The organism is Anoxybacteroides rupiense (assembly GCF_014196195.1).
GTDB classification, from domain to species: domain Bacteria; phylum Bacillota; class Bacilli; order Bacillales; family Anoxybacillaceae; genus Anoxybacteroides; species Anoxybacteroides rupiense.
On the sequence record NZ_JACIDF010000003.1, the window covers coordinates 221,246 to 245,884 of the forward strand.

The following is a 24,639-nucleotide window of genomic DNA, read 5'->3' on the forward strand; positions in this document are numbered from 1 at the left end:
TCCACGACTAGCAATTTTTTAGGGAGTGAGTAACGATGAAAAAAGGAAAAATCATAGTAGTTGGCGGCGGTTTAGCCGGACTAATGGCCACCATTAAAATCGCAGAAGCGGGTGTGCCAGTGGAATTGTTTTCGCTTGTGCCAGTAAAGCGGTCTCACTCTGTTTGTGCTCAAGGTGGGATTAACGGTGCGGTGAATACAAAGGGTGAAGGAGATTCCCCGTGGGAACACTTCGACGATACGGTATATGGTGGTGACTTTTTGGCAAACCAACCACCAGTCAAAGCAATGTGTGAAGCAGCACCAGGCATTATTTATTTATTAGATCGTATGGGTGTTATGTTTAACCGTACACCTGAGGGATTGCTAGATTTCCGGCGCTTTGGTGGAACGCAGCATCACCGTACTGCATTTGCGGGGGCGACAACGGGTCAGCAGCTGCTTTATGCGCTTGATGAGCAAGTGCGCCGCCATGAAGTCGCTGGCTTGGTTACGAAGTATGAAGGCTGGGAGTTCCTTGGTGCGGTACTAGATGATGAGCAAATTTGCCGTGGGATTGTTGCGCAAAACTTAACGACGATGGAAATCCAATCATTTGCTGCTGATGCTGTGATTATGGCAACGGGTGGCCCAGGCATCATTTTCGGAAAATCCACCAACTCGATTATTAATACAGGTTCAGCTGCATCGATTGTTTACCAGCAAGGTGCCTATTATGCGAATGGAGAATTTATTCAAATCCATCCAACGGCGATCCCGGGTGATGATAAATTACGGCTTATGAGTGAATCGGCGCGCGGTGAAGGCGGTCGAGTCTGGACATATAAAGATGGTAAACCATGGTATTTCTTAGAGGAAAAATATCCAGCATACGGAAATCTAGTTCCGCGTGATATTGCGACTCGTGAAATATTCCATGTTTGTGTTGATTTGAAGCTTGGCATCAACGGCGAAAATATGGTGTACCTCGATCTTTCTCATAAAGATCCTAAGGAGCTCGATATTAAATTAGGTGGCATTATTGAGATTTATGAGAAATTCATGGGAGAAGATCCGCGTAAGGTGCCGATGAAAATCTTCCCAGCTGTGCACTACTCCATGGGGGGATTATGGGTTGACTATGATCAAATGACGAATATTAAAGGATTGTTTGCTGCTGGAGAGTGCGACTATTCTATGCATGGCGCTAACCGCTTGGGAGCTAACTCGCTCTTATCGGCGATTTATGGCGGAATGGTTGCAGGTCCGAAGGCCGTTGAATATATTAAGGGATTGGACAAGTCATCTGATGCGCTTCCTTCTTCTTTATATGAGCGATATGCAAAACAAGAAGAAGAACGTTGGAACAATATTTTATCGATGAATGGAACAGAAAATGCTTATGTGCTTCATAAAGAGCTTGGCGAATGGATGACCGATAATGTGACGATTGTTCGGTATAACGATAAACTTTTAAGAACGGATGAAAAAATTCAAGAGCTTATGGAGCGTTATAAAAATATTAATATTAGCGATACAGCTAAATGGAGTAATCAGGCGGCTTCATTTACTCGCCAGCTTCATAACATGCTTCAATTAGCTCGTGTGATTACACTTGGTGCATACAATCGAAACGAAAGCCGCGGCGCTCATTACAAACCGGAGTTTCCAGAGCGCAATGATGAAGAGTGGCTAAAAACAACAATGGCTCGCTTTACTCCAGATGGTCCAGCGTTCCATTATGAAGATGTGGATACATCACTAATTAAGCCTCGTAAACGTGACTATTCGAAAAAGAAAGAGGATGTGAAATCATGAGCGAGAAAAAAACGATTCGTCTCATTGTAACGCGACAAGATCGTCCGGATTCTGCGCCATACGAAGAGGAATTTGAGATTCCATACCGTCCCAATATGAACGTTATTTCCGCTCTCATGGAAATTCGCCGCAATCCGGTAAATGCTAAGGGAGAAAAAACAACTCCAGTCACATGGGATATGAACTGTTTAGAAGAAGTGTGCGGAGCTTGCTCCATGGTCATTAACGGAAAGCCGCGCCAATCCTGTACAGCTCTTATCGATAAGCTGGAGCAGCCAATCCGTTTAGAACCGATGCGTACATTCCCGGTTGTGCGCGACTTGCAAGTCGATCGCAGCCGGATGTTTGATTCCTTGAAAAAGGTAAAAGCATGGATTCCGATTGATGGAACCTATGATTTAGGTGCTGGTCCGCGCATGCCAGAACGAAAACGTCAATGGGCATATGAGCTTTCTAAATGCATGACTTGCGGCGTGTGCTTGGAAGCTTGCCCGAATGTGAACAGCAAATCAAACTTTATCGGTCCTGCACCCCTTTCACAAGTGCGTTTATTTAACGCTCATCCAACTGGTGCCATGCATAAAGAGGAACGTCTTAAAGCCATTATGGGGGATGGAGGGCTAGCGAACTGCGGTAACTCGCAAAACTGCGTGCAGTCTTGCCCGAAAGGCATTCCGCTCACCACCTCCATTGCAGCGTTAAACCGCGCTACAACTGTTCAAGCGTTTCGCAGCTTTTTCGGAAGCGACGAAGTGTAATAAAAATCCTCTTCATGGAGTTTTCCATGAAGAGGATTTTTTTTGAGAAAAAAGAGATTGAAAGAAAAAGCAGATTCTATAAACGGTTTGAAGATACTTGTCAATTGCTTAGGTTACGTCAACATATGGCCAAGTACCGAATAATAGGACACATCTATTTGTTAATAAGCGGTATTGTTCGCTTGCTCAATCATCGAAATCAGCTCAGCACTCGCTCATTTAGAGGGATGTTGACGCATCAAATGATGTCCATACAGGCTGCTGTTTCATCGCATTTTCTATAAATACCTATTTTTCTAGAAGTAATGTGAATTTTTGTCACCGTCACCCGTTATTCCACATACTATATGGTGAATAAATACCCATCCGGTAGTTCAGGTCTGGCTAAAGCAAGGAGGGTTATCTTAATTGAAGGACAAATCATTTCACTCAAAGCCATTGCTTACGAAAAGAGAAAGAGAAGTATTTGAATTATTAGTTCAAGATAAAACAACAAAAGAGATTGCTAGTGAGCTGTTTATTAGCGAAAAAACGGTTCGCAACCATATCTCAAACGCCATGCAAAAGCTTGGGGTAAAGGGGCGCTCCCAAGCGGTGATTGAGTTGCTTAGAATGGGAGAACTTGAACTATAGGTAACACCGGCTACCCTTAGCAACGAGGGAGCCGGTTTATTATTGTTGGCAAATTTTTTATTGATTATACGGAAAAGTGTAGTAAAATGTATATGGCTTGTTTTGCTTGCAATTTTATCAAGAAATATGAACAATATAAATGTGCATAAATCTTATAGGGGAGATTGTATGCCAGTTGAAATGGATGAAAAGGCTATTGCTGAGCTAGAAAAATCGCTCCGTTATATTGCGGCGATTTTAAAACGAAAAGGAAGAGAAGTTTTAGTTCGATATCCAATTACAAGACAGCAATTTATTGCCTTGCAGCTGCTTTTCGAAGAAGGAGATATGACCATCGGCGAGCTATCGAATAAAATGGAGCTAGCCTGCAGCACAACAACCGATTTAATTGATCGAATGGAAAAAAACAAGCTAGTAACAAGAGTGAAAGATCAAAAGGATCGCAGAGTGGTGCGCATTCATCTCCTTCATGAAGGCGAACGCATTATTCGAGAAGTCATCAAAAAACGTCAGCATGATTTGGCGTTAGTGCTGGAAAATTTTTCAGCAGAGGAAGTTGCTCTTTTAGAAGAAAGCTTAAAAAAATTGCATCAAGAAATGAAAAAAGAATGAGGCGAATCACTTGGAAAGATCAATAGGAGTTATCGATTCAGGAGTTGGAGGACTAACGGTCGCAAAGGAAATTATGCGGCAGTTGCCAAAAGAACGAATTATTTATCTAGGAGATACAGCAAGGTGTCCATACGGTCCTCGACCGGAAGAGGAAATTCGTCGATTCACTTGGGAAATGACGAATTATTTGCTGCAATATGATATTAAAATGCTTGTCATTGCATGTAACACGGCGACAGCCGTTGTGCTTGAAGAAATTCGCAACGAATTGAATATCCCGGTGTTAGGAGTGGTGCATCCGGGGGCGCGTGCAGCGTTAAAAATGACAAAGAACGAGCAAATCGGTGTGATCGGCACAATAGGAACAGTGAAAAGCCGCGCATATGAAAAGGCGTTGAAGTCCATTAATCACCGTGTTCATGTAGAAAGCTTGGCTTGTCCAAAATTTGTTCCACTTGTTGAAAGCGGGATTTTCGAAGGAGAAGAAGCGAAGCAGATTGTGGCTGAATCGCTTAAGCCTTTGAAATCAAGCGGAATCGATGTATTGATTTTAGGATGCACGCACTATCCGCTGTTAAGTCCGCTTATTCACGAATATATGGGGAAAAAAGTGAAGCTGATTTGTTCGGGCGATGAGACGGCTCGTGAAGTGAGCACGATTTTACATCATAGCGAGTTGTTGCAGACAGGAGAAAAAATAGCCGATCACCTCTTTTTGACAACTGGTCCGAAGGAAATGTTCCAAAAAATTGCATCAAGATTGTTTGGACAGCCTGTTGATAATATCCAAACGATTGAATTATAAAAAAATCCTTCAGCGGTAAGCTGAAGGATTTTTTTATTCTATTTTTTTAAGCGGCTCGTATACATAATAGTACAAACCACTGTTAGGAGGGACTATGTGATGTTGAATCGGCGAACGTATAAACTTGCTGCACCGGTTATAGCTTCCATGATTTTGTTAAGCGGATGCGGATTATTTGGAAAGGATCAAGCAGTAAAAGAAATTGATCCACCGCAGGATGTCAGCTACTTGAAAAACGGGGAGTCGCTGCAACAGCCAAAAGAGAAAGCGAACGGAACGGCAAAAGAATCACAGGCAACAGAAACAGTCAAACGCGAGCTTTATTTAATTGATAAAAATGGTTTCGTTGTGCCTCAGACCCTTTCATTGCCTAAAACAGATGCCGTTGCGAAACAGGCCCTTGAGTATTTAGTACAAGGAGGACCTATAGAAGATATGCTGCCGAATGGGTTTCGAGCAGTATTGCCAGCTGACACCCGCGTATTAAGCGTTAATTTGCAAAAAGATGGAACGATTGTAGCTGATTTTTCGCCAGAATTTGCTCATTATAAGGCAGAAGATGAAAAGAAAATTTTGCAAGCTATTACATGGACATTAACGCAATTTGATAATGTTAAAAAGGTGAAAATACGTATTAATGGACACGATCAAACAGTTATGCCGGTGGATGGAACACCGATTCAAGATGGGGTCAGCCGCGAAGATGGCATCAATATCGATACAAGCAATGTTGTCGATATTACGAACACTCGCCCGATCGTCGTCTATTTTGTAGAGCAGCAAGGGGAGCAGACATACTACGTGCCAGTGACACGACGCATCTCCAACGAGCAAAAGGATGATATTGCCGCAGCCGTTAATGAATTGATCAAAGGTCCGAAATATGGCAGCGGACTGGTCAGTGACTTCCAGCCAGATGTTCAGCTTATTGACAAGCCAGTTTATAAAGATGGCAAAGTGACGCTAAACTTTAACGACGCGATTTATGGAAGCAATAAAAAACATGTGATTTCTGAAGCTGTGCTGAACTCTCTTGTTCTATCATTAACAGAACAAAAAGGAATTGAAAGTGTGTCCATCACAGTGAATGGAAAAGCTGATCTTGTTAAAGAAGATGGAAAAGCACTTTCAGAACCAGTAACAAGACCAGAAAATGTGAACACCGGTAGTTTTTAATGTTATAATATGGTATAAAAAGAGGTAGGTCATATACTACCTCTTTACTATTTTATTTTTGGTACTTTTAAGGGGGCTTTTTTCATGAGAGGCGATGGAAGAGAAAGCTTGCAACTTCGACCAGTACATATTGAAACAAACTTTATTAAACATGCGGAGGGCTCTGTGTTAATTGCTGTCGGCGATACAAAGGTGATTTGTACAGCCAGCATCGATGATAAGGTTCCGCCGTTTATGAGAGGCGGCGGAAAAGGATGGATTACAGCGGAATATGCGATGCTGCCGCGAGCAACTGAACAGCGCAATATTCGAGAATCCAGCAAGGGAAAATTATCGGGCAGAACAATGGAAATTCAACGTCTGATTGGCAGAGCGCTTCGTTCGGTTGTCGATTTAGACAAAATGGGGGAAAAAACGATTTGGATTGACTGTGACGTGATCCAGGCCGATGGAGGAACAAGAACAGCCGCAATAACAGGCGCCTTTGTTGCGATGGTGCTCGCTTTTGCGAAATTACTTGAAGAAAATAAAGTGGCTGAATTTCCTGTGCGTGATTTTCTTGCGGCGACATCTGTGGGGATTGATCCGCAGCATGGTATCATTCTTGACTTGAACTATGCGGAGGATTCGCAGGCCAATGTTGATATGAACGTCGTGATGACCGGTTCCGGGCGTTTCGTAGAAATTCAAGGAACGGGAGAGGAAGCGACATTTTCTCGAGCCGAGCTCCAAGAGATGCTAGAAGCAGCGGAATTAGGAATTCGCCAATTAATTGAGATTCAGAAGAACGTGCTAGGAACACTAGCAGAAAAAATTCAATATGATGCAGAGGAACGTGTGAAGAAATGATAAAACAAGTGATTATTGCAACAAAAAACACTGGAAAAGCAAGAGAATTTGAAGCATTATTCAATGAAAAAGGAATGCAGGTTAAAACGTTATTAGATTTTCCTAATTGTCCAGATGTCGAGGAAACGGGAGATACATTTGCAGAAAACGCGCGATTAAAAGCTGAAGCAATGGCCGCGTACTTTCAGCAAATGGTGATTGCTGACGATTCGGGCCTGTCCATTGATGCTCTCGACGGCAGGCCTGGTGTTTACTCGGCGCGTTATGCCGGCGAAGAAAAAGATGATCAAGCGAATATAGCAAAAGTATTAAAAGAATTAAAAGGAGTTCCATTTGAACAGAGAACAGCGCGTTTTCATTGCACATTGGCGATTGCGATTCCTGGAAGGCCGACGGCGATTGTCGAAGGAACATGTGAAGGCTATATCGCAGAAGAGCCAAAAGGTGAGAACGGATTTGGCTATGATCCGATTTTTTATGTTCCTGAAAAAAATAAAACAATGGCCGAATTGCCAAAGGAAGTAAAAAATAAAATAAGCCACCGCGCTGATGCGCTGGCTAAATTAAATGAAAAATGGGATACCATCATAAGCGGGGAGTAACAAAATGAGAGTGCTCATTGTCAGTGACAGTCATGGAATGACGAAAGAGCTAACAGAGATCAAACAGCGCCACGCTAACCAAGTGGATGCGTTCATTCATTGCGGGGATTCTGAATTGCCGAGCGACTGTGCCGAATTGCAAGAATTTCGTTCGGTTGCTGGCAATTGTGATTTCGACAAAGGCTTTCCAAAAGAAAGAAGCGAAGAAATTCACGGCGTGCGATTTTTTATTACGCATGGTCATCTATATAATGTCAAAATGACGCTGATGAATCTTTATTACCGCGCTCAAGAAGCGAATGCTCAAGTGGTCTGCTTTGGCCATTCGCATATTGCTGGAGCGGAGATGGTCAACAATCTTTTGTTTATTAATCCGGGAAGCCTTCTTTTGCCGAGGATGCGAAAGGAGAAAACATATGCATTGCTTGAAATTAAGAATGGACAAGCAACCGTTCAATTTTATGATGTGAACGGTCAAGAAGTGCCTTCCTTGGCTCAATCATTCATTCTTTGAGCGGGAAACCATTCCCGCTCTTTTTTATATTATTGACTTTATCCACTCCCTTTCGTATAATAAAAAATGGCTTTAAGAGTCGCCAAATCGGCACCTTGTTTGTTGTGTGGATTGGCTTTCTAGGGCTGAATAAGGTGAAAGAAAAGACGAGGCGAACAGAGAACATGCGGGCGCTGCTATGGTAGCCAAGCAGACGCAAATTGTAGACTTATTAATTTCATATACGATGTCCCAGTAGCTCAGTTGGATAGAGCAGCGGCCTTCTAAGCCGTCGGTCGGGAGTTCGAGTCTCTCCTGGGACGCTAAGAAAAAGCCTTTGCATATGCAAGGGCTTTTTCTTAATTTGCCGGCCTATCACGCTTGAATGGTGGCTATGGAATCTTGTAAATAATAAAACGCTCAGCCTCCTCTGTAAGTATAGCTTATGAGTAAGCCTCTGAAACATAAGTAGAAGGTGTCTAGCCTCTCCCACCGTTGTTTTTTAGAAAATCCACATGTATGTATCCCATGATCGAAGACTGTGAAAATAGGACTTAAGGAATGGACAGAAAACTGTTTCTGCACTTCAATAACAAAATTGGAATATTATCCTCTTACTCCATAAAAAAGAACTAAAAACCCGTTTTTGCCATGAATTTTAAAAAAATTTTCCTTCTTTCTATTGCTTGGTACAATCATAATGTAAGCGTATTCAAATATTCGAACGAATCTAAATATTCAAAAAATAGTATTGACTCTTCCTTATTTTGCCCTTATTATAATTTTCAAATAAATTAATCGAATAAAAAAATAAGACGCTTACAAGATGGCGCACTTACCAAGGGAAGAGGGGAAAAACATTGAGTGAACAATGGATTTTTTTAAACGGCGAGTTTGTTACGAAAGAAAATGCAAAGGTTTCCGTATACGACCATGGTTTTCTGTACGGGGATGGCGTGTTTGAGGGAATACGCGTCTATAGCGGAAACGTCTTTCGCCTCCAAGAACATATTGATCGTTTGTATAACTCGGCCAAATCCATTTTATTAACTATTCCTTACACAAAAGAAGAACTAACGGATTTAATTGTTCAATCGGTTCAAAAAAACCAATTTCAAGATGCATATATTCGAGTGGTTGTTTCGCGGGGGGTCGGAGATTTAGGTCTTGATCCGTATAAATGTCAAAATCCGCAAGTCGTCATTATCGTGGAGCCGTTGGCTATCTTTCCAAAACATTTATATGAAACGGGAATCGAAGTGGTGACAGTGGCGACAAGAAGAAATCGCCCAGATGTGCTAAGTCCAAAAGTAAAATCATTGAACTATTTAAATAACGTTCTCGTTCGAATTGAAGCTCATTTAGCCAATGTCAGCGAAGCGTTAATGTTAAACGATCAAGGCTATGTAGCTGAAGGATCAGCGGATAATGTGTTTATTGTGAAAAATGGTGTTTTGTATACACCGCCGGGATATGTAGGCGCTCTTGAAGGAATTACAAGAGAGGCGATTATCGATATGGCTAGAGAGCTTGGCTATGTCGTTAAAGAAGAACCGTTCACTCGCCATGATGTTTATACTGCTGATGAAGTATTTTTAACAGGAACGGCGGCGGAAGTGATTGCCGTTGTAAAAGTGGATGGCCGGACCATCGGTGAAGGGGTTCCGGGAGTTCATACGAAAAGGCTGCTTGAAGCCTTTAGACAAAAGGTAGTAGCTGAAGGTGTCAAAGTATATCACACAAATGTGAATGCGGGTTAATTGTAAATGAACCATGACAATTAAACGACATGAAAGTGTTGAAGAGGATAAGTAGTCAACGGAAAAAAGCATCTACAGAGAGCCGGGGGAGCTGAAAACCGGTGATGCTGCCGCTTGATGAACTCACCTCTGAGCGCCAGCTTGAACGCTTTGGCTAGTAGAGTTGGACGGGTGGAATCAAAAGCGCTCCACTCGTTATTAAAAAGAGCGTCTGAACATTTCAGATGCTCATGAGGTGGTCAGTTGACCATGAAAAAGGGTGGTACCGCGGAAAGAAAGCCTTTTCGCCCCTTTGACCTAGAACAAGTAGGTCATGATGGGGTGAAGAGGCTTTTTCATTGCTTTTATAAAAATTGAGGAGGAAGGATGAAGCATGGCAAACATGAAAGTCGAGGAGAAAAGGAAGCAAAAAATGAGAATAAGCGGAGCATTCATGCTGATAGAGGCATTAAAAGCAGAGAAAGTAGAAGTGATCTTTGGATATCCAGGAGGAGCGGTATTGCCGATTTACGACAAATTGTATGATTCAGGCATTTTCCATGTTTTAACGCGCCACGAACAAGGAGCCATTCATGCAGCAGAAGGCTATGCCCGCATTTCTGGAAAACCAGGGGTTGTCATTGCGACGTCCGGTCCTGGAGCAACAAACATTGTGACAGGCTTAACAGATGCGATGATGGATTCGTTGCCGTTGGTTGTTTTTACTGGCCAAGTAGCGTCAGGAGTCATCGGTTCTGATGCCTTTCAAGAAGCGGATGTCGTTGGAATTACCATGCCGATCACGAAGCACAGCTATCAAGTTCGCCATGTCCAGGAGCTTCCGAAGATTATTAAAGAAGCATTTCATATTGCGACAACAGGGCGGCCAGGACCAGTACTGATTGATATTCCAAAGGATATGACGACCCAAGAAGGAGAATTTGATTATGAACAGCCTGTTCGTCTTCCTGGATATCAGCCAACCGTTTATCCTAACCATTTGCAAATTCGCAAGCTGGTTGAAGCAGTGAGCCAAGCCAAACGCCCAGTCATTTTAGCGGGAGCGGGCGTATTGCATGCCAATGCATCTCAAGAGCTGCAGCAATATGCGGAGCAGCAAAAAATCCCCGTCATCCATACGTTGTTGGGACTCGGAGGCTTTCCGGCAGACCATCCACTTTTTCTGGGCATGGCGGGGATGCACGGAACGTATACAGCGAATATGGCCTTATACGAATGCGATTTATTAATCAATATTGGCGCCCGTTTTGATGATCGTGTGACTGGAAATTTAAACTGTTTTGCTCCGAAAGCAACGGTGGCGCACATTGATATCGATCCAGCGGAAATCGGCAAAAATGTGCCAACGAAAATCCCGATTGTGAGCGACGCGAAAGAAGCACTAAAAGAGCTGATTCTTCAAGAAGGAAGGCCGGCTGATACAGATGAATGGCTTGCACAGTTAGCAGAATGGAAAAAAGGATTTCCGCTCGTTTATAAAAATGAGCCTGGAACGATGAAGCCGCAGAAGTTAATTGAGATGATTTATGAGCTCACAGATGGAGAAGCCATTGTTACCACGGATGTAGGGCAGCATCAAATGTGGACTGCGCAGTATTACAAGTTCAAACAGCCAAACCGTTGGGTTACTTCAGGAGGGCTCGGCACGATGGGGTTTGGGCTTCCGGCGGCGATTGGGGCACAGTTAGCCGATCGGCAAGCGACTGTTGTTTCGATTGTCGGCGATGGCGGATTTCAAATGACGTTGCAAGAGCTATCGGTTATTCAAGAATTGAAGCTGCCGATTAAAGTGGTGATTGTGAACAATCAATCGCTCGGCATGGTGCGGCAGTGGCAGCAGCTCTTTTACGAAAAGCGATACTCGCACTCGCTCATTCCGAACCAGCCGGATTTTGTCAAACTGGCCGAGGCTTACAATATAAAGGGATTGCGGGCGAAAACAGAAGCGGAAGCTGTCCGCGTATTACAGCAAGCTTTTTCCCTTCACGAACCAGTATTGCTCGATATTCACGTAGCGGCTGATGAAAATGTATATCCAATGGTGGCGCCAGGAAAGGGCCTGCATGAAATGGTGGGGGTGAAATTGTGCGAAGAATCATTACAATGACGGTTCATAATCGTCCAGGCGTGCTCAACCGGATTACGGGTTTATTTACAAAACGCCATTACAATATCGAAAGCATTACAGTCGGACACACAGAAACAGAAGGAATCTCCCGCATGACATTTGTTGTCAATGTGGAGGACGAACGTACAGCGGAACAAATTACGAAACAATTAAACAAGCAAATCGATGTGTTGAAGGTCCATGATATTACGGATCAAGCGATCGTAGCAAGAGAGCTGGCGCTTATTAAAGTAGCGGTCAATCCAGCCGCGCGTCAGGAAATTTATACCCTTATCGAGCCGTTCCGCGCTGCGATTGTCGATGTGGGCAAGGAGAGCCTCGTCATTCAAGTAACGGGGGAGCCAGAGAAAGTAGAGGCGCTTATTGATTTATTAAAGTCTTACGGAATTAAAGAAGTCGCCAGAACTGGTACAACCGCATTTACACGCGGCTCGCAAAAAGCAGCCGCTTCCTATAAAACTGCATTTATCATTTGAAAAAGGAGAGGGATTTAAAATGGAAAAAGTTTACTATAATGGGGATGCAAACGAACAATATTTACAATCGAAAAAAGTAGCGATTATTGGATATGGTTCTCAAGGGCATGCACATGCACAAAATCTTCGCGACAGCGGGATAGAAGTTGTTGTCGGTCTTCGTCCGGGAAGATCATGGAATCAAGCGGAGCAGGATGGTTTTCAAGTCCGCACGGTGCGGGAAGCAACACGAGAAGCCGATGCGATTATGATTTTGCTTCCAGATGAGAAACAGCCGTCTGTATATAAAGAAGAAATTGAGCCAGAATTGCAGCCAGGCAATGCTCTCGTATTTGCTCATGGGTTTAACATTCATTTCAATCAAATTGTTCCGCCGCAGGATGTGGATGTTTTCTTAGTGGCTCCAAAAGGTCCTGGACATTTAGTGCGCCGCACATATACAGAAGGAGCTGGAGTGCCAGCGTTGATTGCTGTGTATCAGGATGTCACAGGGGAAGCGAAGGAAACAGCGCTCGCCTATGCGAAAGCGATCGGAGCGGCACGAGCAGGAGTGTTGGAGACGACTTTCAAAGAAGAGACGGAAACAGATCTGTTCGGCGAACAAGCGGTATTATGCGGCGGATTGACATCGCTTGTGAAGGCTGGATTTGAAACGCTTGTCGAAGCAGGATATCAGCCAGAAGTGGCCTACTTTGAATGTCTTCACGAGATGAAGCTGATCGTTGACCTTATGTATGAGGGAGGACTTGCATGGATGCGCCACTCCATTTCCGACACCGCGCAATGGGGAGATTTTATTTCTGGGCCGCGCATCATTAATGATTCAGTGAAAGCCGAAATGAAAAAGGTGCTTGAAGATATTCAAACAGGGAAATTTGCTAAAGGCTGGATTTTGGAAAATCAAGCGAATCGCCCAGAATTCAATGCGATCAATAGAAGGGAAAATGAGCATCTAATCGAAACAGTCGGGCGCGAGTTGAGAAGCATGATGCCGTTTGTGAAAGCGAAACAGAAAGAAGTGGTGGTCACCAGTGCGAAAAATTAATATTTTTGACACAACCTTGCGTGATGGGGAGCAGTCAGCCGGCGTAAATTTAAATTTACAGGAAAAGCTAGAAATCGCTCGACAATTGGAAAGGCTTAAGGTGGATATTATTGAAGCAGGTTTTCCTGCCGCCTCCAAAGGGGATTTTCAATCGGTTAAACAAATTGCGGAAACGATTAAACATAGTTCTGTGACCGGGCTTTCTCGCTCGGTCCAGAGCGATATTGACACAGCATGGGAGGCATTAAAAGGAGGGGCAGAGCCGCGTTTGCACTTGTTTATTGCCACTTCACCGATTCATATGGCTCATAAACTGAGAATGACGCCGGAACAAGTCATTGAAGCAGCGGTTTCCTCTGTCAAGTATGCTAAACGTTACTTTCCGATTGTGCAATGGTCTGCAGAAGATGCTTGTCGAAGCGAGCTTCCTTTCCTAGCGGAAATTGTGGCCAAAGTCATTGAAGCGGGAGCGAGTGTGATCAACATTCCTGATACGGTAGGATACATCACGCCAAAAGAATATGGGGAGATCTTCGATTTTTTAAGAAAAAATGTTCCGAATATTGAAAAAATATCGTTGTCAGCTCATTGCCACGATGATTTAGGGATGGCTGTAGCGAACTCACTTGCTGCGATTGAGCACGGCGCCACGCAGATCGAAGGAACCATTAATGGCATCGGTGAACGGGCGGGGAATGCGGCATTAGAGGAAATCGCGGTTGCCCTTTATATCCGCAAAGATTATTACAAGGCAGAAACCGGCCTCAATCTTCAAGAAATTAAGCGAACAAGCAATTTAGTGAGCAAACTGACAGGAATGACGCTTCCAGCGAATAAAGCGATTGTCGGAAAAAATGCTTTTGCGCATGAATCTGGCATTCACCAAGATGGGGTGCTAAAAGAAAAGACGACGTATGAAATTATTTCTCCAGAGCTTGTTGGGGTTCAATCGAACTCGATGGTGTTAGGAAAGCATTCGGGCCGCCATGCGTTGCGTAATCGTGTCGTGGAGCTCGGCTACACGCTGTCAGAAGCGGAAATTAATAAGCTGTTTGTCCGCTTTAAAGAGTTGGCCGACAAGAAAAAAGATATTACCGATGATGATTTAGTTGCTTTAATCTTTGAAGAAAAATTTGATCTTTTTAAAGAGTTTTATCAGTTGTCCTCCATTCAAGTCCAATATGGAACAAATCAAATTCCGACAGCTGTCGTCGTATTGATGGATGGGCAAGGCAATGAAATTCAAGAGGCAGCAACAGGAGCCGGGAGTGTAGAATCTTTGTACAACACATTAGAGCGTTGCTTCAAAACAGAGGTCAAGTTGTTGGATTATCGGATTGAATCCGTCAGCGGCGGAAGAGATGCTCTTGCTCAGGTATTCGTAAAAGTGCGCGTCAACGAAATGGAAACAAGCGGGCGCGGGACTGCCCAAGACGTGCTCGAAGCATCCGCGAAAGCTTATATTAACGCGGTGAACAGGGTGTTTATGATTGAAAAAATGAGGGAAGAAAATCAAAAAGTAGTCATTAAAAATTAATCAAATAATATGGAGGGGTTCACTATGGGAACATATCGGATTGCTGTATTGCCAGGAGACGGAGTGGGAAAAGAAGTCACGTCAGGAGCTGTAGAAGTATTACAGGCAATCGCTTCTCGGTTTCACCATCAATTCATCTTTAAATACGGACTTATCGGTGGAGAAGCGATTGATCGGAAAGGAACGCCGCTTCCAGATGAAACGCTTCATATGTGCCGTCAAAGCGATGCCGTTCTTCTTGGGGCGGTTGGCGGTCCAAAGTGGGATAAAAACCCTCCACATTTGCGCCCGGAAAAAGGGTTGCTGGCCATTCGCAAAGAAATGAACTTATTTGCTAATTTGCGCCCGGTAAAGGTGTATCCAAGCTTAGCCGACTCATCCCCGTTAAAAGCGCATATCATTCGCGAAGCGGATTTGCTTATTGTAAGAGAGCTAACAGGTGGTCTATATTTTGGCAAGCCAAGCGGCCGACGTGTAGAGAATGGAGAAGAGGCAGCCATTGATACCCTTCTTTATAAGCGAGAAGAGATTAAACGAATTTTAAAAACAGCGTTTGAATTAGCAAGAAAAAGAAGAAAAAAAGTCACATCTGTCGATAAAGCAAATGTGCTCGAATCAAGCAGAATGTGGCGTGAGATTGCCGAAGAGGTCGCTTGCGATTATCCTGATGTAGAGTTAGAGCACATGCTCGTGGACAATGCGGCGATGCAGTTGATTCGAAATCCAAAGCAATTTGATGTATTAGTGACGGAAAATATGTTTGGTGACATTTTAAGCGATGAAGCTTCCATGCTAACCGGATCGTTAGGGATGCTCCCATCCGCTAGCTTGTCAACAACAGGTCCTAGCTTATATGAGCCGATTCACGGGTCAGCGCCTGATCTTGCTGGACAAAACAAAGCGAATCCGATTGCTACTATTTTATCGGCGGCGATGATGCTTCGTTTATCATTTGGTCTCAACAAAGAAGCTGACGCTATCGAAAAGGCGGTTCAGCAAGTATTAACGTCAGGCTATCGAACAGTAGATGTAGCGAAAAAAGGACAGCATGTCGTTTCTACCAAAGACATGGTGGATGAAATTCGAGCGACCATTTTAGATGATGAAGCCATTTTTAATATTATGGCGGTATATGCCTAATGAACGGCGCTAAAGATGAATGGGCCCGATAGAATCGAAAGAGAATAGGGGATCAACAAGAACGCCAACGGACATATCTTTTTGTCCGTCAGGCGTTCAGCATTTTCATAGATAGCGATAAACGGAGTTGGCTAAGAACAGTTTTATTCCTTAGAGAGGGGGATCGTATGAAACCAAAAACAATTATTGAAAAAGTATGGGAACATCATGTGGTTTATCGGGAAGCGGGGAAGCCGGATTTATTATATATTGATTTACATTTAGTGCATGAAGTTACCTCACCCCAAGCATTTGAAGGATTGAGACAGAAAGGGAGAAAAGTACGCCGCCCTGATTTGACTTTTGCGACGATGGATCATAACGTTCCCACTGTTAACCGCTTTGTCATTGAAGATGAGATTGCGAGAAATCAAATTGCCGCCTTGGAAAAAAATTGCCGTGAATTTTCGATTCCACTGGCTGATTTGCATAGTTCTGAGCAAGGAATCGTTCATGTCATCGGTCCGGAGCTAGGGTTGACCCAGCCGGGAAAAACGATTGTATGCGGCGATAGCCATACGTCGACACACGGGGCATTTGGAGCGCTTGCATTTGGAATTGGAACAAGTGAAGTAGAGCATGTTCTCGCGACACAAACCCTATGGCAGCAACGGCCGAAAACGCTTGAAATACGCATTAACGGTCGCTTGTCCGATGGGGTGACAGCCAAAGATGTGATTTTAGCGATTATTCATCAATATGGGGTCGACGTAGGAACAGGGTACATTATTGAATTCACAGGAGATGTCATTCGCCAGATGTCGATGGAAGAAAGAATGACCATTTGTAATATGTCCATCGAAGCAGGGGCAAGAGCGGGATTAATTAGTCCAGATGACACGACCTTTGAGTATTTGCGGGGCCGAAAATATGCTCCAAAAGGAGAGGATTTTGAAAAAGCTGTTGAGCAATGGCAAATGCTTGCGACGGATGAGGGAGCAACCTATGATCGCACGTTAGAAATAGACGCTGCTTCGATTGCCCCCATGGTAACATGGGGAACGACACCGGGCATGAGCGCACCGATCAATGGAAAGGTTCCGTACCCAGAGGATTTTGCAGATGAAACAGAGCAAAAAGCGGTTCAGCTTGCCTTGCAATATATGGGATTGGAGCCGGGAACGCCAATCAGTGAAATGAAAATCCAGCACGTATTTATTGGCTCCTGTACGAATTCACGAATAAGCGATTTGCGGGCAGCGGCGGAAATTGTCAAAGGAAAGAGAGTAGCACCAGGCGTCAGAGCGCTTGTGGTTCCCGGTTCACAAGAAGTGAAGCGGAGAGCGGAAGAAGAGGGATTAGCGCAAATTTTTATCGAGGCTGGATTTGAATGGCGCGATTCTGGCTGCAGCATGTGCTTAGGGATGAATCCGGACATTGTTCCGGAAGGAGAGCATTGTGCTTCAACATCCAATCGAAATTTTGAAGGACGGCAAGGAAAAGGAGCAAGGACTCATTTAGTCAGCCCAAAAATGGCAGCCGCAGCGGCGATTTACGGCCGATTTGTCGATATTAGAAAGCTGCAAGCTGAATCGATTGGGGAAAGGAGATGAAAGAAAAGCATGCAGCCATTTACTGTCCATAAAGGAAAGGTTGTCGGAATAGATCGCGCGAACATTGATACCGATCAAATTATTCCAAAACAATTTTTAAAACGAATTGAAAGAACAGGGTTTGGGAAATTTTTATTTTATGATTGGCGCTATCTCGATGGCCAGATTCTCAATCCTCATTTTGAATTAAACCGGCCTGAAAACGAAGGAGCCACCATTCTTGTGGCAAATGAAAACTTCGGCTGCGGCTCCTCCCGCGAGCATGCTCCATGGGCGTTACAGGATTATGGATTTCAAGCGGTGGTGGCTCCTTCGTTTGCCGATATTTTTTATAATAACTGCCTGAAAAATGGATTGCTGCCGATTCGTCTTGCCAAACATGACGTCGAATATCTTTTGCATAAAAGCAAGCGCGCCGATTATGAATTAACCATTTCCTTAGAGGAACAACGCATATATGACGAAAGCGGATTTAACCGTACGTTTGAAATTGATTCATATCGAAAGCAGCTATTATTAAAGGGATGGGATGAAATTGATTTGACGTTTATGTATGAATCGTATATCGAAGAATATGAAAAAAAAACGCTGGTCATTTGAATGAGTAGAGAAGCCGACTCTGTTACAGAGTTGGCTTTTTTGTGGAATATTGGTATACTGATAACCAAATTAAAAAACGGTGAGTGAAGATGGGGAATATTATTCCATTTCCAAATTTAAGAAAAAGGCTGCTAGAGAAGGGTCTAGAAGCATTGAAAGAAGAAAAATATCAGGATGCGCTTTATTTTCTTACTGAGGCTCAAAAATTAGGAACGAAGGAGTCTGAAGTAGAGCTGAGCATCATTCTCTGCCTGTTTGAAATGGGAGAATGGGAGGAAGCCAAGCAAAGATGCCAGCATTTGCTTTGGAAGAAGCAAGAGGTGACGGATATAGAGCTTCTTCAGCTTTATTTATCCATTTTAATTCATTTAGAGCAATATGCAGAGGCTGATGAAATGCTTGAGACAGCTCTGCAAGATAAAAAGCTCCATCCACATGAACGAGAGCAGCTGCTTCAATTATTGCGCTTTAGCCGAAAAATGAGATCATCTTTTTCCGCCAGTTCTAATGAAGAGATTGAGCAGCTGCTTCAATCCAAGCGTATCGAAGATCAGCTCAAAGCGATCCAACGGCTAGAAAACGAACATATCGTTCCGTTGCTCCCGATGTTAAAGCAATATTTAGCAAATGAAGACAATCATCCGATGGCCAAAACGATGTTGCTGCGCTTGCTTACGGCCAAAAAGGTGAGCGAGGAACTAGTCATTCATAAATTCGGAAAAATCATGACGATCATTCCCGAACAGCTAAACGAGGCGATAGAAACACAATTTGCAACCGATATATTGCAAAAGCTAGAACGAACATTAGGAAGCGATAGTCCGAGCTTATATGAGACGGCTTCGCATATTTGGATGCGCTATATTTACACGCTGTATCCTTTTGCCCCTTTGCCGGTTTCTGAGGAGACGTGGATTGCGGCTTTGCATTTGTCAGCCTGTCGGCTTCAAGGAATCGAAATGACAATAACCGAAATCGCAGAACGTTATCATGTTTGTGAACAAGAAGTGACACAACTATGTGAAAAACTTTATGAAATAGAAGAAATTTCTTTCATTTAATCTATCGTTTATATTGAAACCTTATGATTGTATGTTATAATATAATGGTTGTATTACGTATATCTTTACATCTGTTGCTTACATACATGCTTATTTGATGGTGCTGACTTAGATGATTTTGTGTTGGAGGGAAAAGTATGGTAGCAAAATGGGAAAAATTAGAGGGGAACGAAGGCGTTCTTACTATTGAAGTAGATGCAGAAAAAGTAAACGAAGGATTAGATGCTGCATTTAAAAAAGTAGTGAAAAATGTGAGCATTCCAGGATTCCGCAAAGGCAAAGTTCCGCGTTCTCTATTTGAGAAGCGTTTTGGTGTTGAAGCGTTATATCAAGATGCTCTTGATATTTTATTACCTGAGGCTTATGCGAACGCAGTAGAAGAAACAGGAATTGAGCCTGTTGACTATCCGCATATTGATGTTGAACAAATTGAAAAAGGAAAAAGCTTAATTTTTAAAGCAAAAGTAACAGTAAAGCCGGAAGTGAAGTTAGGAGAATATAAAGGGCTTCAAGTAGAAAAGCAAGATGATACAGTGACAGAGGAAGATGTTGAAAATGAATTAAAACGTCTTCAAGAAAACTATGCTGAGCTTGTGGTAAAAGAAGAAGGAAAAGTAGAAGACGGCGATACAGTGGTCATTGATTTTGAAGGATTTGTAAATGGAGAGCCGTTTGAAGGTGGAAAGGCTGAAAACTATTCACTTGTCATCGGTTCTGGCACATTCATTCCTGGTTTTGAAGACCAGTTAATCGGATTGGAAGCAGGAGCGGAAAAAGAAATCGAAGTGACGTTCCCTGAAGAGTATCATGCCGAAGAACTGGCTGGAAAACCAGCAGTCTTCAAAATCAAGGTGCATGAAGTGAAAACGAAGCAATTGCCAGCGTTAGATGATGAATTTGCTAAAGATGTCGATGAGGAAGTAGAAACGCTAGAGCAATTGAAAGAGAAAACACGCAACAGATTAGAGGAAACAAAAAAGAACGAAGCAGAAGCAGCGCTTCGTGACGCAGTGGTCGAAAAGGCAGCAGAAAATGCAGAAATCGACATCCCTGAAGCGATGATTAAAACAGAAACAGATCGCATGTTACGCGAATTTGATCAACGCCTGCAAATGCAAGGATTAAATCTCAACCTTTACTATCAATTCTCTGGACAAGATGAAGCAGCGCTTCGCGAACAAATGAAAGAGGACGCAGAAAAGCGCGTACGCATTTCTTTAACGTTAGAAGCGATTGCGAAAGCTGAAAACATTGAAGCAACGGAAGAAGAAGTAAATGCAGAGCTTGAAAAAATGGCTGAAGCTTATAATTTGACGGTTGACAAAATTAAAGAGCTGCTAGGAAATCTTGAAGTTGTCAAGGAAGATGTGAAATTCCGCAAAGTGGTCGATTTGCTTGTGGAACATAGCACAGCTGCTCAATAAAAAAGCGAAGAAGCCTATTGCTCTCTGCGCATTCATAAGAACAAGGCGCGATGCAGTTCGTGCCTTGTTCTTTCATAAATGAATACGATATATCATAGTTGAGAATTTTCTAATTTTTCAAATATGTAATGATTTTTTATTAGCGTTTGTATAATGATTTATGATAAAATGACGAATACATAAGCTGATAATACAGAATAAATTGTGGAAAGTTAAACAAATGTAGTACATACCAGCGATGTGAATTCTAGAGCAAGGGGTGAAAGCATGTTTAAATTTAATGATGAGAAAGGGCAATTGAAATGTTCTTTCTGCGGAAAGACACAGGATCAAGTCCGTAAGCTAGTAGCAGGTCCTGGAGTATACATATGTGATGAGTGTATTGAGCTTTGCACTGAAATTGTCGAGGAAGAGCTTGGCAATGAAGAGGAATTTGAATTTAAAGATGTTCCGAAGCCAAAAGAAATTCAAGAGATTTTAGACGAGTACGTCATCGGCCAGGATCGAGCGAAAAAATCGCTGGCAGTTGCTGTTTATAATCATTATAAACGGATCAACTCCAACAGCAAGGTCGACGATGTTGAGCTATCAAAAAGCAATATTTTGATGATTGGTCCGACTGGAAGCGGGAAAACATTGCTTGCTCAGACGTTAGCGCGCATCTTAAATGTGCCGTTTGCTATTGCTGATGCCACCTCGTTAACAGAGGCCGGTTATGTCGGTGAAGATGTCGAAAACATTCTTCTAAAATTGATTCAAGCTGCTGACTATGATGTGGAAAAGGCGGAAAAAGGGATCATTTACATTGATGAAATTGACAAAATTGCCCGCAAATCGGAGAATCCATCCATTACGCGTGATGTATCCGGAGAAGGAGTGCAGCAAGCGCTTTTAAAAATTTTAGAAGGCACGATTGCCAGCGTTCCGCCACAAGGCGGCCGGAAGCATCCGCATCAAGAGTTTATTCAAATTGATACAACGAACATTTTATTCATTTGCGGCGGTGCGTTTGACGGAATTGAGCCGATTATTAAACGTCGTCTTGGCAAAAAAGTAATCGGATTTGGCGCAGAAACGCAGCAAAACGATGTAGATGAAAAGAATTTGCTATCAAAAGTATTGCCGGAGGACTTGCTGAAATTTGGATTAATTCCGGAGTTTGTGGGACGCTTGCCTGTTATTACAAGCTTAGAACCGCTTGATGAGGCGGCGTTAATCGAAATCTTGACGAAGCCGAAAAATGCGATTGTCAAGCAATACCAAAAAATGCTTGAACTTGATAATGTGGAACTTGAATTTGAAAAAGAAGCACTTTCTGAGATTGCGAAAAAAGCGATCGAGCGAAAAACGGGTGCTCGTGGTCTTCGCTCCATCATTGAAGGAATCATGCTTGATGTGATGTTTGAGCTTCCTTCCCGCGAAGATGTGCAAAAATGTGTGATTACAGCAGAGACCGTGCGTGATGCGAAAGCGCCGAAATTAATCCGTCACGACGGTACGGTTGTGGAGCAGGAGCGCAAAACGTCTGCTTAACGGCATATGAAGCGGTTCTTGAGAGAAAACAGCTTCCAAGCTTGTAGCCAAAGTCAAAAGGACTTTGGCTACAAGCGCTTGAATACCATCCACCGAGAAGTCCCCCCCTCTCTAAGCGAAGTGGAAGAGAGGAGAGGTTCATGCAACCGTTTATTTCGCGTTTTCTTGCCTCAGGCAGTCGAAAATGCTTGTGGCAGATGAATCGAGCCGAGCGAAAACGCAGATTGAACCAAGGTGTTCATCAGCGCGGATGAGCGGACGGTGACGCAGGATCGAAGCGTTTGTGAACAGTCTGAAGCTGTCTTGAGAGAAGGCAGCTTCTTTTTTGTTTATTCCTGCTTCCAGGAGGAGATACTATACGTACTACATACTTATTGGAGCAGGAGGATTTAAGCTAATGAACTGGACAAACATCGCTTTATTTGTGCAACTATTTTTTGGGGTCATTATCGGTCTCTACTTTTGGAATTTGCTCAAAAATCAACGTACCCAGAAGGTTTCGATTGATAAAGAATCGCGAAAAGAAATGGAGCAGCTTCGAAAGCTCCGTTCAATTTCTTTAACAGAACCGCTTGCCGAAAAGGTGAGACCAAAGCATTTCAGCGATATTGTCGGACAAGAGGATGGCATTAAGGCATTGAAAGCGGCATTGTGCGGGCCCAATCCCCAGCATGTCATCATTTACGGGCCTCCGGGAGTTGGAAAAACAGCGGCTGCTCGCCTTGTATTAGAAGAAGCGAAAAAAAATCCGGTTTCGCCGTTTAAAAAAAATGCGGTATTTGTGGAACTAGATGCGACCACCGCTCGATTTGATGAACGAGGCATTGCCGATCCGCTTATCGGCTCTGTCCACGATCCGATTTATCAAGGGGCGGGGGCGATGGGACAAGCTGGCATTCCGCAGCCAAAGCAGGGCGCTGTTACACACGCGCATGGAGGAATTCTTTTTATTGATGAAATTGGTGAGCTGCATCCTATTCAGATGAATAAACTGCTTAAAGTGCTTGAGGATCGAAAAGTGTTTTTCGAAAGCGCCTATTATAGTGAAGAAAATCCGCAAATCCCGACTCATATTCACGACATTTTCCAAAATGGTCTTCCTGCCGATTTTCGTCTTGTCGGGGCAACGACGAGGACGCCAAATGAAATTCCTCCGGCCATTCGTTCTCGTTGCCTTGAAGTATTTTTCCGTGAGCTTGATCAAGAGGAAGTGGCGCTCATTGCTCGGAAGGCGGCGGAGAAGATTCACTTGAATGTTTCAGAAAACGGCATCCGCCTTTTGGCAACGCATGCGCGAAATGGTCGCGAAGCGGTTAATTTAATGCAAATTGCCGCAGGGATTGCTATTTCTGAAAAACGCGATACGATTCTCGATAAAGATATCGAATGGGTCATTCATTCGAGCCAGCTTTCGCCAAGGTATGAAAAGAAAATTCACGAAACCTCAACGGTCGGCTTCGTCAATGGTCTAGCCGTGTACGGGCCGAATACCGGGGCGTTGTTGGAGATTGAAGTGACCGCCCTGCCGACAAAAGAAAAGGGAACACTCAATATTACAGGGATTGTGGAAGAAGAAAGCATCGGCAGCGGAGAAAAATCGATTCGTCGAAAAAGTATGGCACGCGGCTCGATTGAAAACGTGATTACGGCATTAAGGGCGATGGGGGTCCCAGCCGATCGCTATGATATCCACGTAAATTTCCCAGGCGGTATTCCGGTTGATGGTCCATCCGCAGGAATTGCAATGGCAGTAGGCATTTATTCCGCCATTTATCGTCTGCCGGTAGACCCGACGATCGCCATGACGGGAGAAATTAGCATTCATGGCCATGTTAAGCCCGTGGGGGGAATTTTTCCGAAAGTAAAGGCAGCCAAACAAGCGGGAGCGAAAAAAGTGATCATTCCATTTGAAAACATGCAATCCATGCTCAATGAAATCAACGGTATTGAAATCATCCCTGTCCGCCGTTTAGAAAACGTCCTCTCTGTTCTATTCGGACAGGAAAGAGATGGCTCGATTCCAGCTGCTGCCGATCAATCTGAGACGAAGTTCGTGTAGTGAAATGACGGCTTTGGCGCGCTGTATGTTCGCTGCGTCAAAGTCGGCTTTTCTTTGTTGAAAGAAATTCGCCGCGAAAATCTGATCGATCTTATCACGGTTCATGATTCGGCATTCGATCCATGAGCGAATGGTCTCCCAACAAGAATCGATGCTCGTTCAAACGCAAAATTTGCTGCTTTCGGCGGTCGGACCGTCATATACGGAGGAATGTTGGCGCATCCAATGAGAGTTCTATCGTTACGTTGCTTAAATAAACAAGCGCAAGATCCACCCGGTTCTATATCGAGAAAGAATAGCGTTAGTCTATTATAGGGAAAGCGGAGCCTTGCACATGTAGCTCTGGATTATGCACCGATCGGACGCTTAAAACAATGAATCGTTTAGTCTGAAAGAGGTATGGCTCGAAGCTTGGTTACACGCTTGTGCGGTTTATCTGCGACGGTCGGAAGAATTTGTTTTCCTTTCTCCATAAAATCAAGTTGTTCCATCTTTGGGGTGCGCTTGTAGATAGGAGAAATAGGGAGCATGAATTTTATAGATGAATCCATGTACTTCTG

21 protein-coding genes, 1 tRNA gene and 1 other annotated feature are annotated in these 24,639 nt (G+C 43.5%); all 22 genes read left to right on the forward strand.

All coding sequences use genetic code 11. The annotated features are described in order from the left end of the window. The first annotated feature begins 35 nt into the window (after nucleotides 1-35). The 22 genes from sdhA to lonB all read left to right on the forward strand — a co-directional run bounded on the left by sdhA (nucleotide 36) and on the right by lonB (nucleotide 24,079). Nucleotides 36-1,796, forward strand: a complete 1,761-nt coding sequence (gene sdhA / locus GGQ95_RS07010; protein WP_183186537.1) for a succinate dehydrogenase flavoprotein subunit — start codon at nucleotides 36-38, stop codon at nucleotides 1,794-1,796. Further along, on the forward strand, nucleotides 1,793-2,554 hold the full coding sequence (gene sdhB / locus GGQ95_RS07015) for a succinate dehydrogenase iron-sulfur subunit (RefSeq protein ID WP_066146305.1): 762 nt from the start codon (nucleotides 1,793-1,795) through the stop codon (nucleotides 2,552-2,554). Before sdhA ends, sdhB begins: the two co-directional genes overlap by 4 nt. A gap of 408 nt (nucleotides 2,555-2,962) precedes the next feature. Beyond that, a complete protein-coding gene (gene gerE / locus GGQ95_RS07020) occupies nucleotides 2,963-3,187 on the forward strand; it encodes a spore germination transcription factor GerE (protein WP_044742964.1) in 225 nt (74 codons plus the stop codon). A 168-nt stretch (nucleotides 3,188-3,355) separates the two neighbouring features. Then, on the forward strand, nucleotides 3,356-3,799 hold the full coding sequence (locus tag GGQ95_RS07025) for a MarR family winged helix-turn-helix transcriptional regulator (protein WP_066146302.1): 444 nt from the start codon (nucleotides 3,356-3,358) through the stop codon (nucleotides 3,797-3,799). A gap of 10 nt (nucleotides 3,800-3,809) precedes the next feature. Next, nucleotides 3,810-4,604: a glutamate racemase gene (gene racE / locus GGQ95_RS07030; protein WP_066146297.1), complete on the forward strand. Its 795-nt coding sequence runs from the start codon at nucleotides 3,810-3,812 to the stop codon at nucleotides 4,602-4,604. Nucleotides 4,605-4,703: 99 nt separating this feature from the next. Beyond that, a complete protein-coding gene (locus tag GGQ95_RS07035; protein ID WP_066146294.1) occupies nucleotides 4,704-5,780 on the forward strand; it encodes a GerMN domain-containing protein in 1,077 nt (358 codons plus the stop codon). Nucleotides 5,781-5,864: 84 nt separating this feature from the next. Next, nucleotides 5,865-6,629, forward strand: a complete 765-nt coding sequence (gene rph, locus GGQ95_RS07040; protein WP_066146291.1) for a ribonuclease PH — start codon at nucleotides 5,865-5,867, stop codon at nucleotides 6,627-6,629. After that, a complete protein-coding gene (locus GGQ95_RS07045; protein ID WP_066146567.1) occupies nucleotides 6,629-7,231 on the forward strand; it encodes an XTP/dITP diphosphatase in 603 nt (200 codons plus the stop codon). Before rph ends, GGQ95_RS07045 begins: the two co-directional genes overlap by 1 nt. A gap of 4 nt (nucleotides 7,232-7,235) precedes the next feature. After that, entirely contained in the window at nucleotides 7,236-7,745 is a 510-nt protein-coding gene (locus GGQ95_RS07050; RefSeq protein ID WP_044742959.1) for a metallophosphoesterase family protein, read from the forward strand. Between the two features lie 228 nt (nucleotides 7,746-7,973). Next, nucleotides 7,974-8,047, forward strand: a tRNA-Arg gene (locus tag GGQ95_RS07055). Between the two features lie 537 nt (nucleotides 8,048-8,584). Beyond that, nucleotides 8,585-9,484: a branched-chain-amino-acid transaminase gene (ilvE, locus tag GGQ95_RS07060; RefSeq protein WP_044742958.1), complete on the forward strand. Its 900-nt coding sequence runs from the start codon at nucleotides 8,585-8,587 to the stop codon at nucleotides 9,482-9,484. A gap of 29 nt (nucleotides 9,485-9,513) precedes the next feature. After that, nucleotides 9,514-9,779, forward strand: a binding site (T-box leader). 78 nt (nucleotides 9,780-9,857) lie between these two features. Continuing rightward, nucleotides 9,858-11,591, forward strand: a complete 1,734-nt coding sequence (gene ilvB, locus GGQ95_RS07065) for an acetolactate synthase large subunit (protein WP_183186538.1) — start codon at nucleotides 9,858-9,860, stop codon at nucleotides 11,589-11,591. After that, nucleotides 11,570-12,088, forward strand: coding sequence for an acetolactate synthase small subunit (ilvN, locus tag GGQ95_RS07070; protein WP_066146285.1), 519 nt, complete (start codon nucleotides 11,570-11,572; stop codon nucleotides 12,086-12,088). Before ilvB ends, ilvN begins: the two co-directional genes overlap by 22 nt. Before the next feature lie 19 nt (nucleotides 12,089-12,107). Next, nucleotides 12,108-13,133, forward strand: a complete 1,026-nt coding sequence (gene ilvC, locus GGQ95_RS07075; protein WP_066146282.1) for a ketol-acid reductoisomerase — start codon at nucleotides 12,108-12,110, stop codon at nucleotides 13,131-13,133. Further along, entirely contained in the window at nucleotides 13,120-14,670 is a 1,551-nt protein-coding gene (locus GGQ95_RS07080; RefSeq protein WP_066146280.1) for a 2-isopropylmalate synthase, read from the forward strand. Before ilvC ends, GGQ95_RS07080 begins: the two co-directional genes overlap by 14 nt. Nucleotides 14,671-14,694: 24 nt before the next feature. Continuing rightward, nucleotides 14,695-15,810, forward strand: coding sequence for a 3-isopropylmalate dehydrogenase (leuB, locus tag GGQ95_RS07085; RefSeq protein ID WP_066146278.1), 1,116 nt, complete (start codon nucleotides 14,695-14,697; stop codon nucleotides 15,808-15,810). Between the two features lie 167 nt (nucleotides 15,811-15,977). Further along, on the forward strand, nucleotides 15,978-17,402 hold the full coding sequence (gene leuC, locus GGQ95_RS07090) for a 3-isopropylmalate dehydratase large subunit (RefSeq protein ID WP_183186539.1): 1,425 nt from the start codon (nucleotides 15,978-15,980) through the stop codon (nucleotides 17,400-17,402). A gap of 9 nt (nucleotides 17,403-17,411) precedes the next feature. After that, nucleotides 17,412-18,002, forward strand: a complete 591-nt coding sequence (gene leuD / locus GGQ95_RS07095) for a 3-isopropylmalate dehydratase small subunit (RefSeq protein ID WP_080862112.1) — start codon at nucleotides 17,412-17,414, stop codon at nucleotides 18,000-18,002. 89 nt (nucleotides 18,003-18,091) lie between these two features. Continuing rightward, nucleotides 18,092-19,063: a tetratricopeptide repeat protein gene (locus GGQ95_RS07100; protein WP_066146269.1), complete on the forward strand. Its 972-nt coding sequence runs from the start codon at nucleotides 18,092-18,094 to the stop codon at nucleotides 19,061-19,063. Nucleotides 19,064-19,200: 137 nt separating this feature from the next. Continuing rightward, nucleotides 19,201-20,487, forward strand: coding sequence for a trigger factor (tig, locus tag GGQ95_RS07105; protein WP_066146266.1), 1,287 nt, complete (start codon nucleotides 19,201-19,203; stop codon nucleotides 20,485-20,487). A 267-nt stretch (nucleotides 20,488-20,754) separates the two neighbouring features. Beyond that, nucleotides 20,755-22,020: an ATP-dependent protease ATP-binding subunit ClpX gene (gene clpX / locus GGQ95_RS07110; RefSeq protein WP_044742948.1), complete on the forward strand. Its 1,266-nt coding sequence runs from the start codon at nucleotides 20,755-20,757 to the stop codon at nucleotides 22,018-22,020. 397 nt (nucleotides 22,021-22,417) lie between these two features. Beyond that, on the forward strand, nucleotides 22,418-24,079 hold the full coding sequence (gene lonB, locus GGQ95_RS07115) for an ATP-dependent protease LonB (protein ID WP_044742947.1): 1,662 nt from the start codon (nucleotides 22,418-22,420) through the stop codon (nucleotides 24,077-24,079). Nucleotides 24,080-24,639 lie beyond the last annotated feature (560 nt).

Bases quoted from the DNA above. Each gene is read 5' to 3' on its own strand.
- sdhA (WP_183186537.1), top strand. From the start codon at position 36: ATGAAAAAAGGAAAAATCATAGTAGTTGGCGGCGGTTTAGCCGGACTA.
- sdhB (WP_066146305.1), top strand. From the start codon at position 1,793: ATGAGCGAGAAAAAAACGATTCGTCTCATTGTAACGCGACAAGATCGT.
- GGQ95_RS07025 (WP_066146302.1), top strand. From the start codon at position 3,356: ATGCCAGTTGAAATGGATGAAAAGGCTATTGCTGAGCTAGAAAAATCG.
- GGQ95_RS07035 (WP_066146294.1), top strand. From the start codon at position 4,704: ATGTTGAATCGGCGAACGTATAAACTTGCTGCACCGGTTATAGCTTCC.
- rph (WP_066146291.1), top strand. From the start codon at position 5,865: ATGAGAGGCGATGGAAGAGAAAGCTTGCAACTTCGACCAGTACATATT.
- GGQ95_RS07050 (WP_044742959.1), top strand. From the start codon at position 7,236: ATGAGAGTGCTCATTGTCAGTGACAGTCATGGAATGACGAAAGAGCTA.
- ilvB (WP_183186538.1), top strand. From the start codon at position 9,858: ATGGCAAACATGAAAGTCGAGGAGAAAAGGAAGCAAAAAATGAGAATA.
- ilvC (WP_066146282.1), top strand. From the start codon at position 12,108: ATGGAAAAAGTTTACTATAATGGGGATGCAAACGAACAATATTTACAA.
- leuB (WP_066146278.1), top strand. From the start codon at position 14,695: ATGGGAACATATCGGATTGCTGTATTGCCAGGAGACGGAGTGGGAAAA.
- leuC (WP_183186539.1), top strand. From the start codon at position 15,978: ATGAAACCAAAAACAATTATTGAAAAAGTATGGGAACATCATGTGGTT.
- leuD (WP_080862112.1), top strand. From the start codon at position 17,412: ATGCAGCCATTTACTGTCCATAAAGGAAAGGTTGTCGGAATAGATCGC.
- GGQ95_RS07100 (WP_066146269.1), top strand. From the start codon at position 18,092: ATGGGGAATATTATTCCATTTCCAAATTTAAGAAAAAGGCTGCTAGAG.
- tig (WP_066146266.1), top strand. From the start codon at position 19,201: ATGGTAGCAAAATGGGAAAAATTAGAGGGGAACGAAGGCGTTCTTACT.
- clpX (WP_044742948.1), top strand. From the start codon at position 20,755: ATGTTTAAATTTAATGATGAGAAAGGGCAATTGAAATGTTCTTTCTGC.
- lonB (WP_044742947.1), top strand. From the start codon at position 22,418: ATGAACTGGACAAACATCGCTTTATTTGTGCAACTATTTTTTGGGGTC.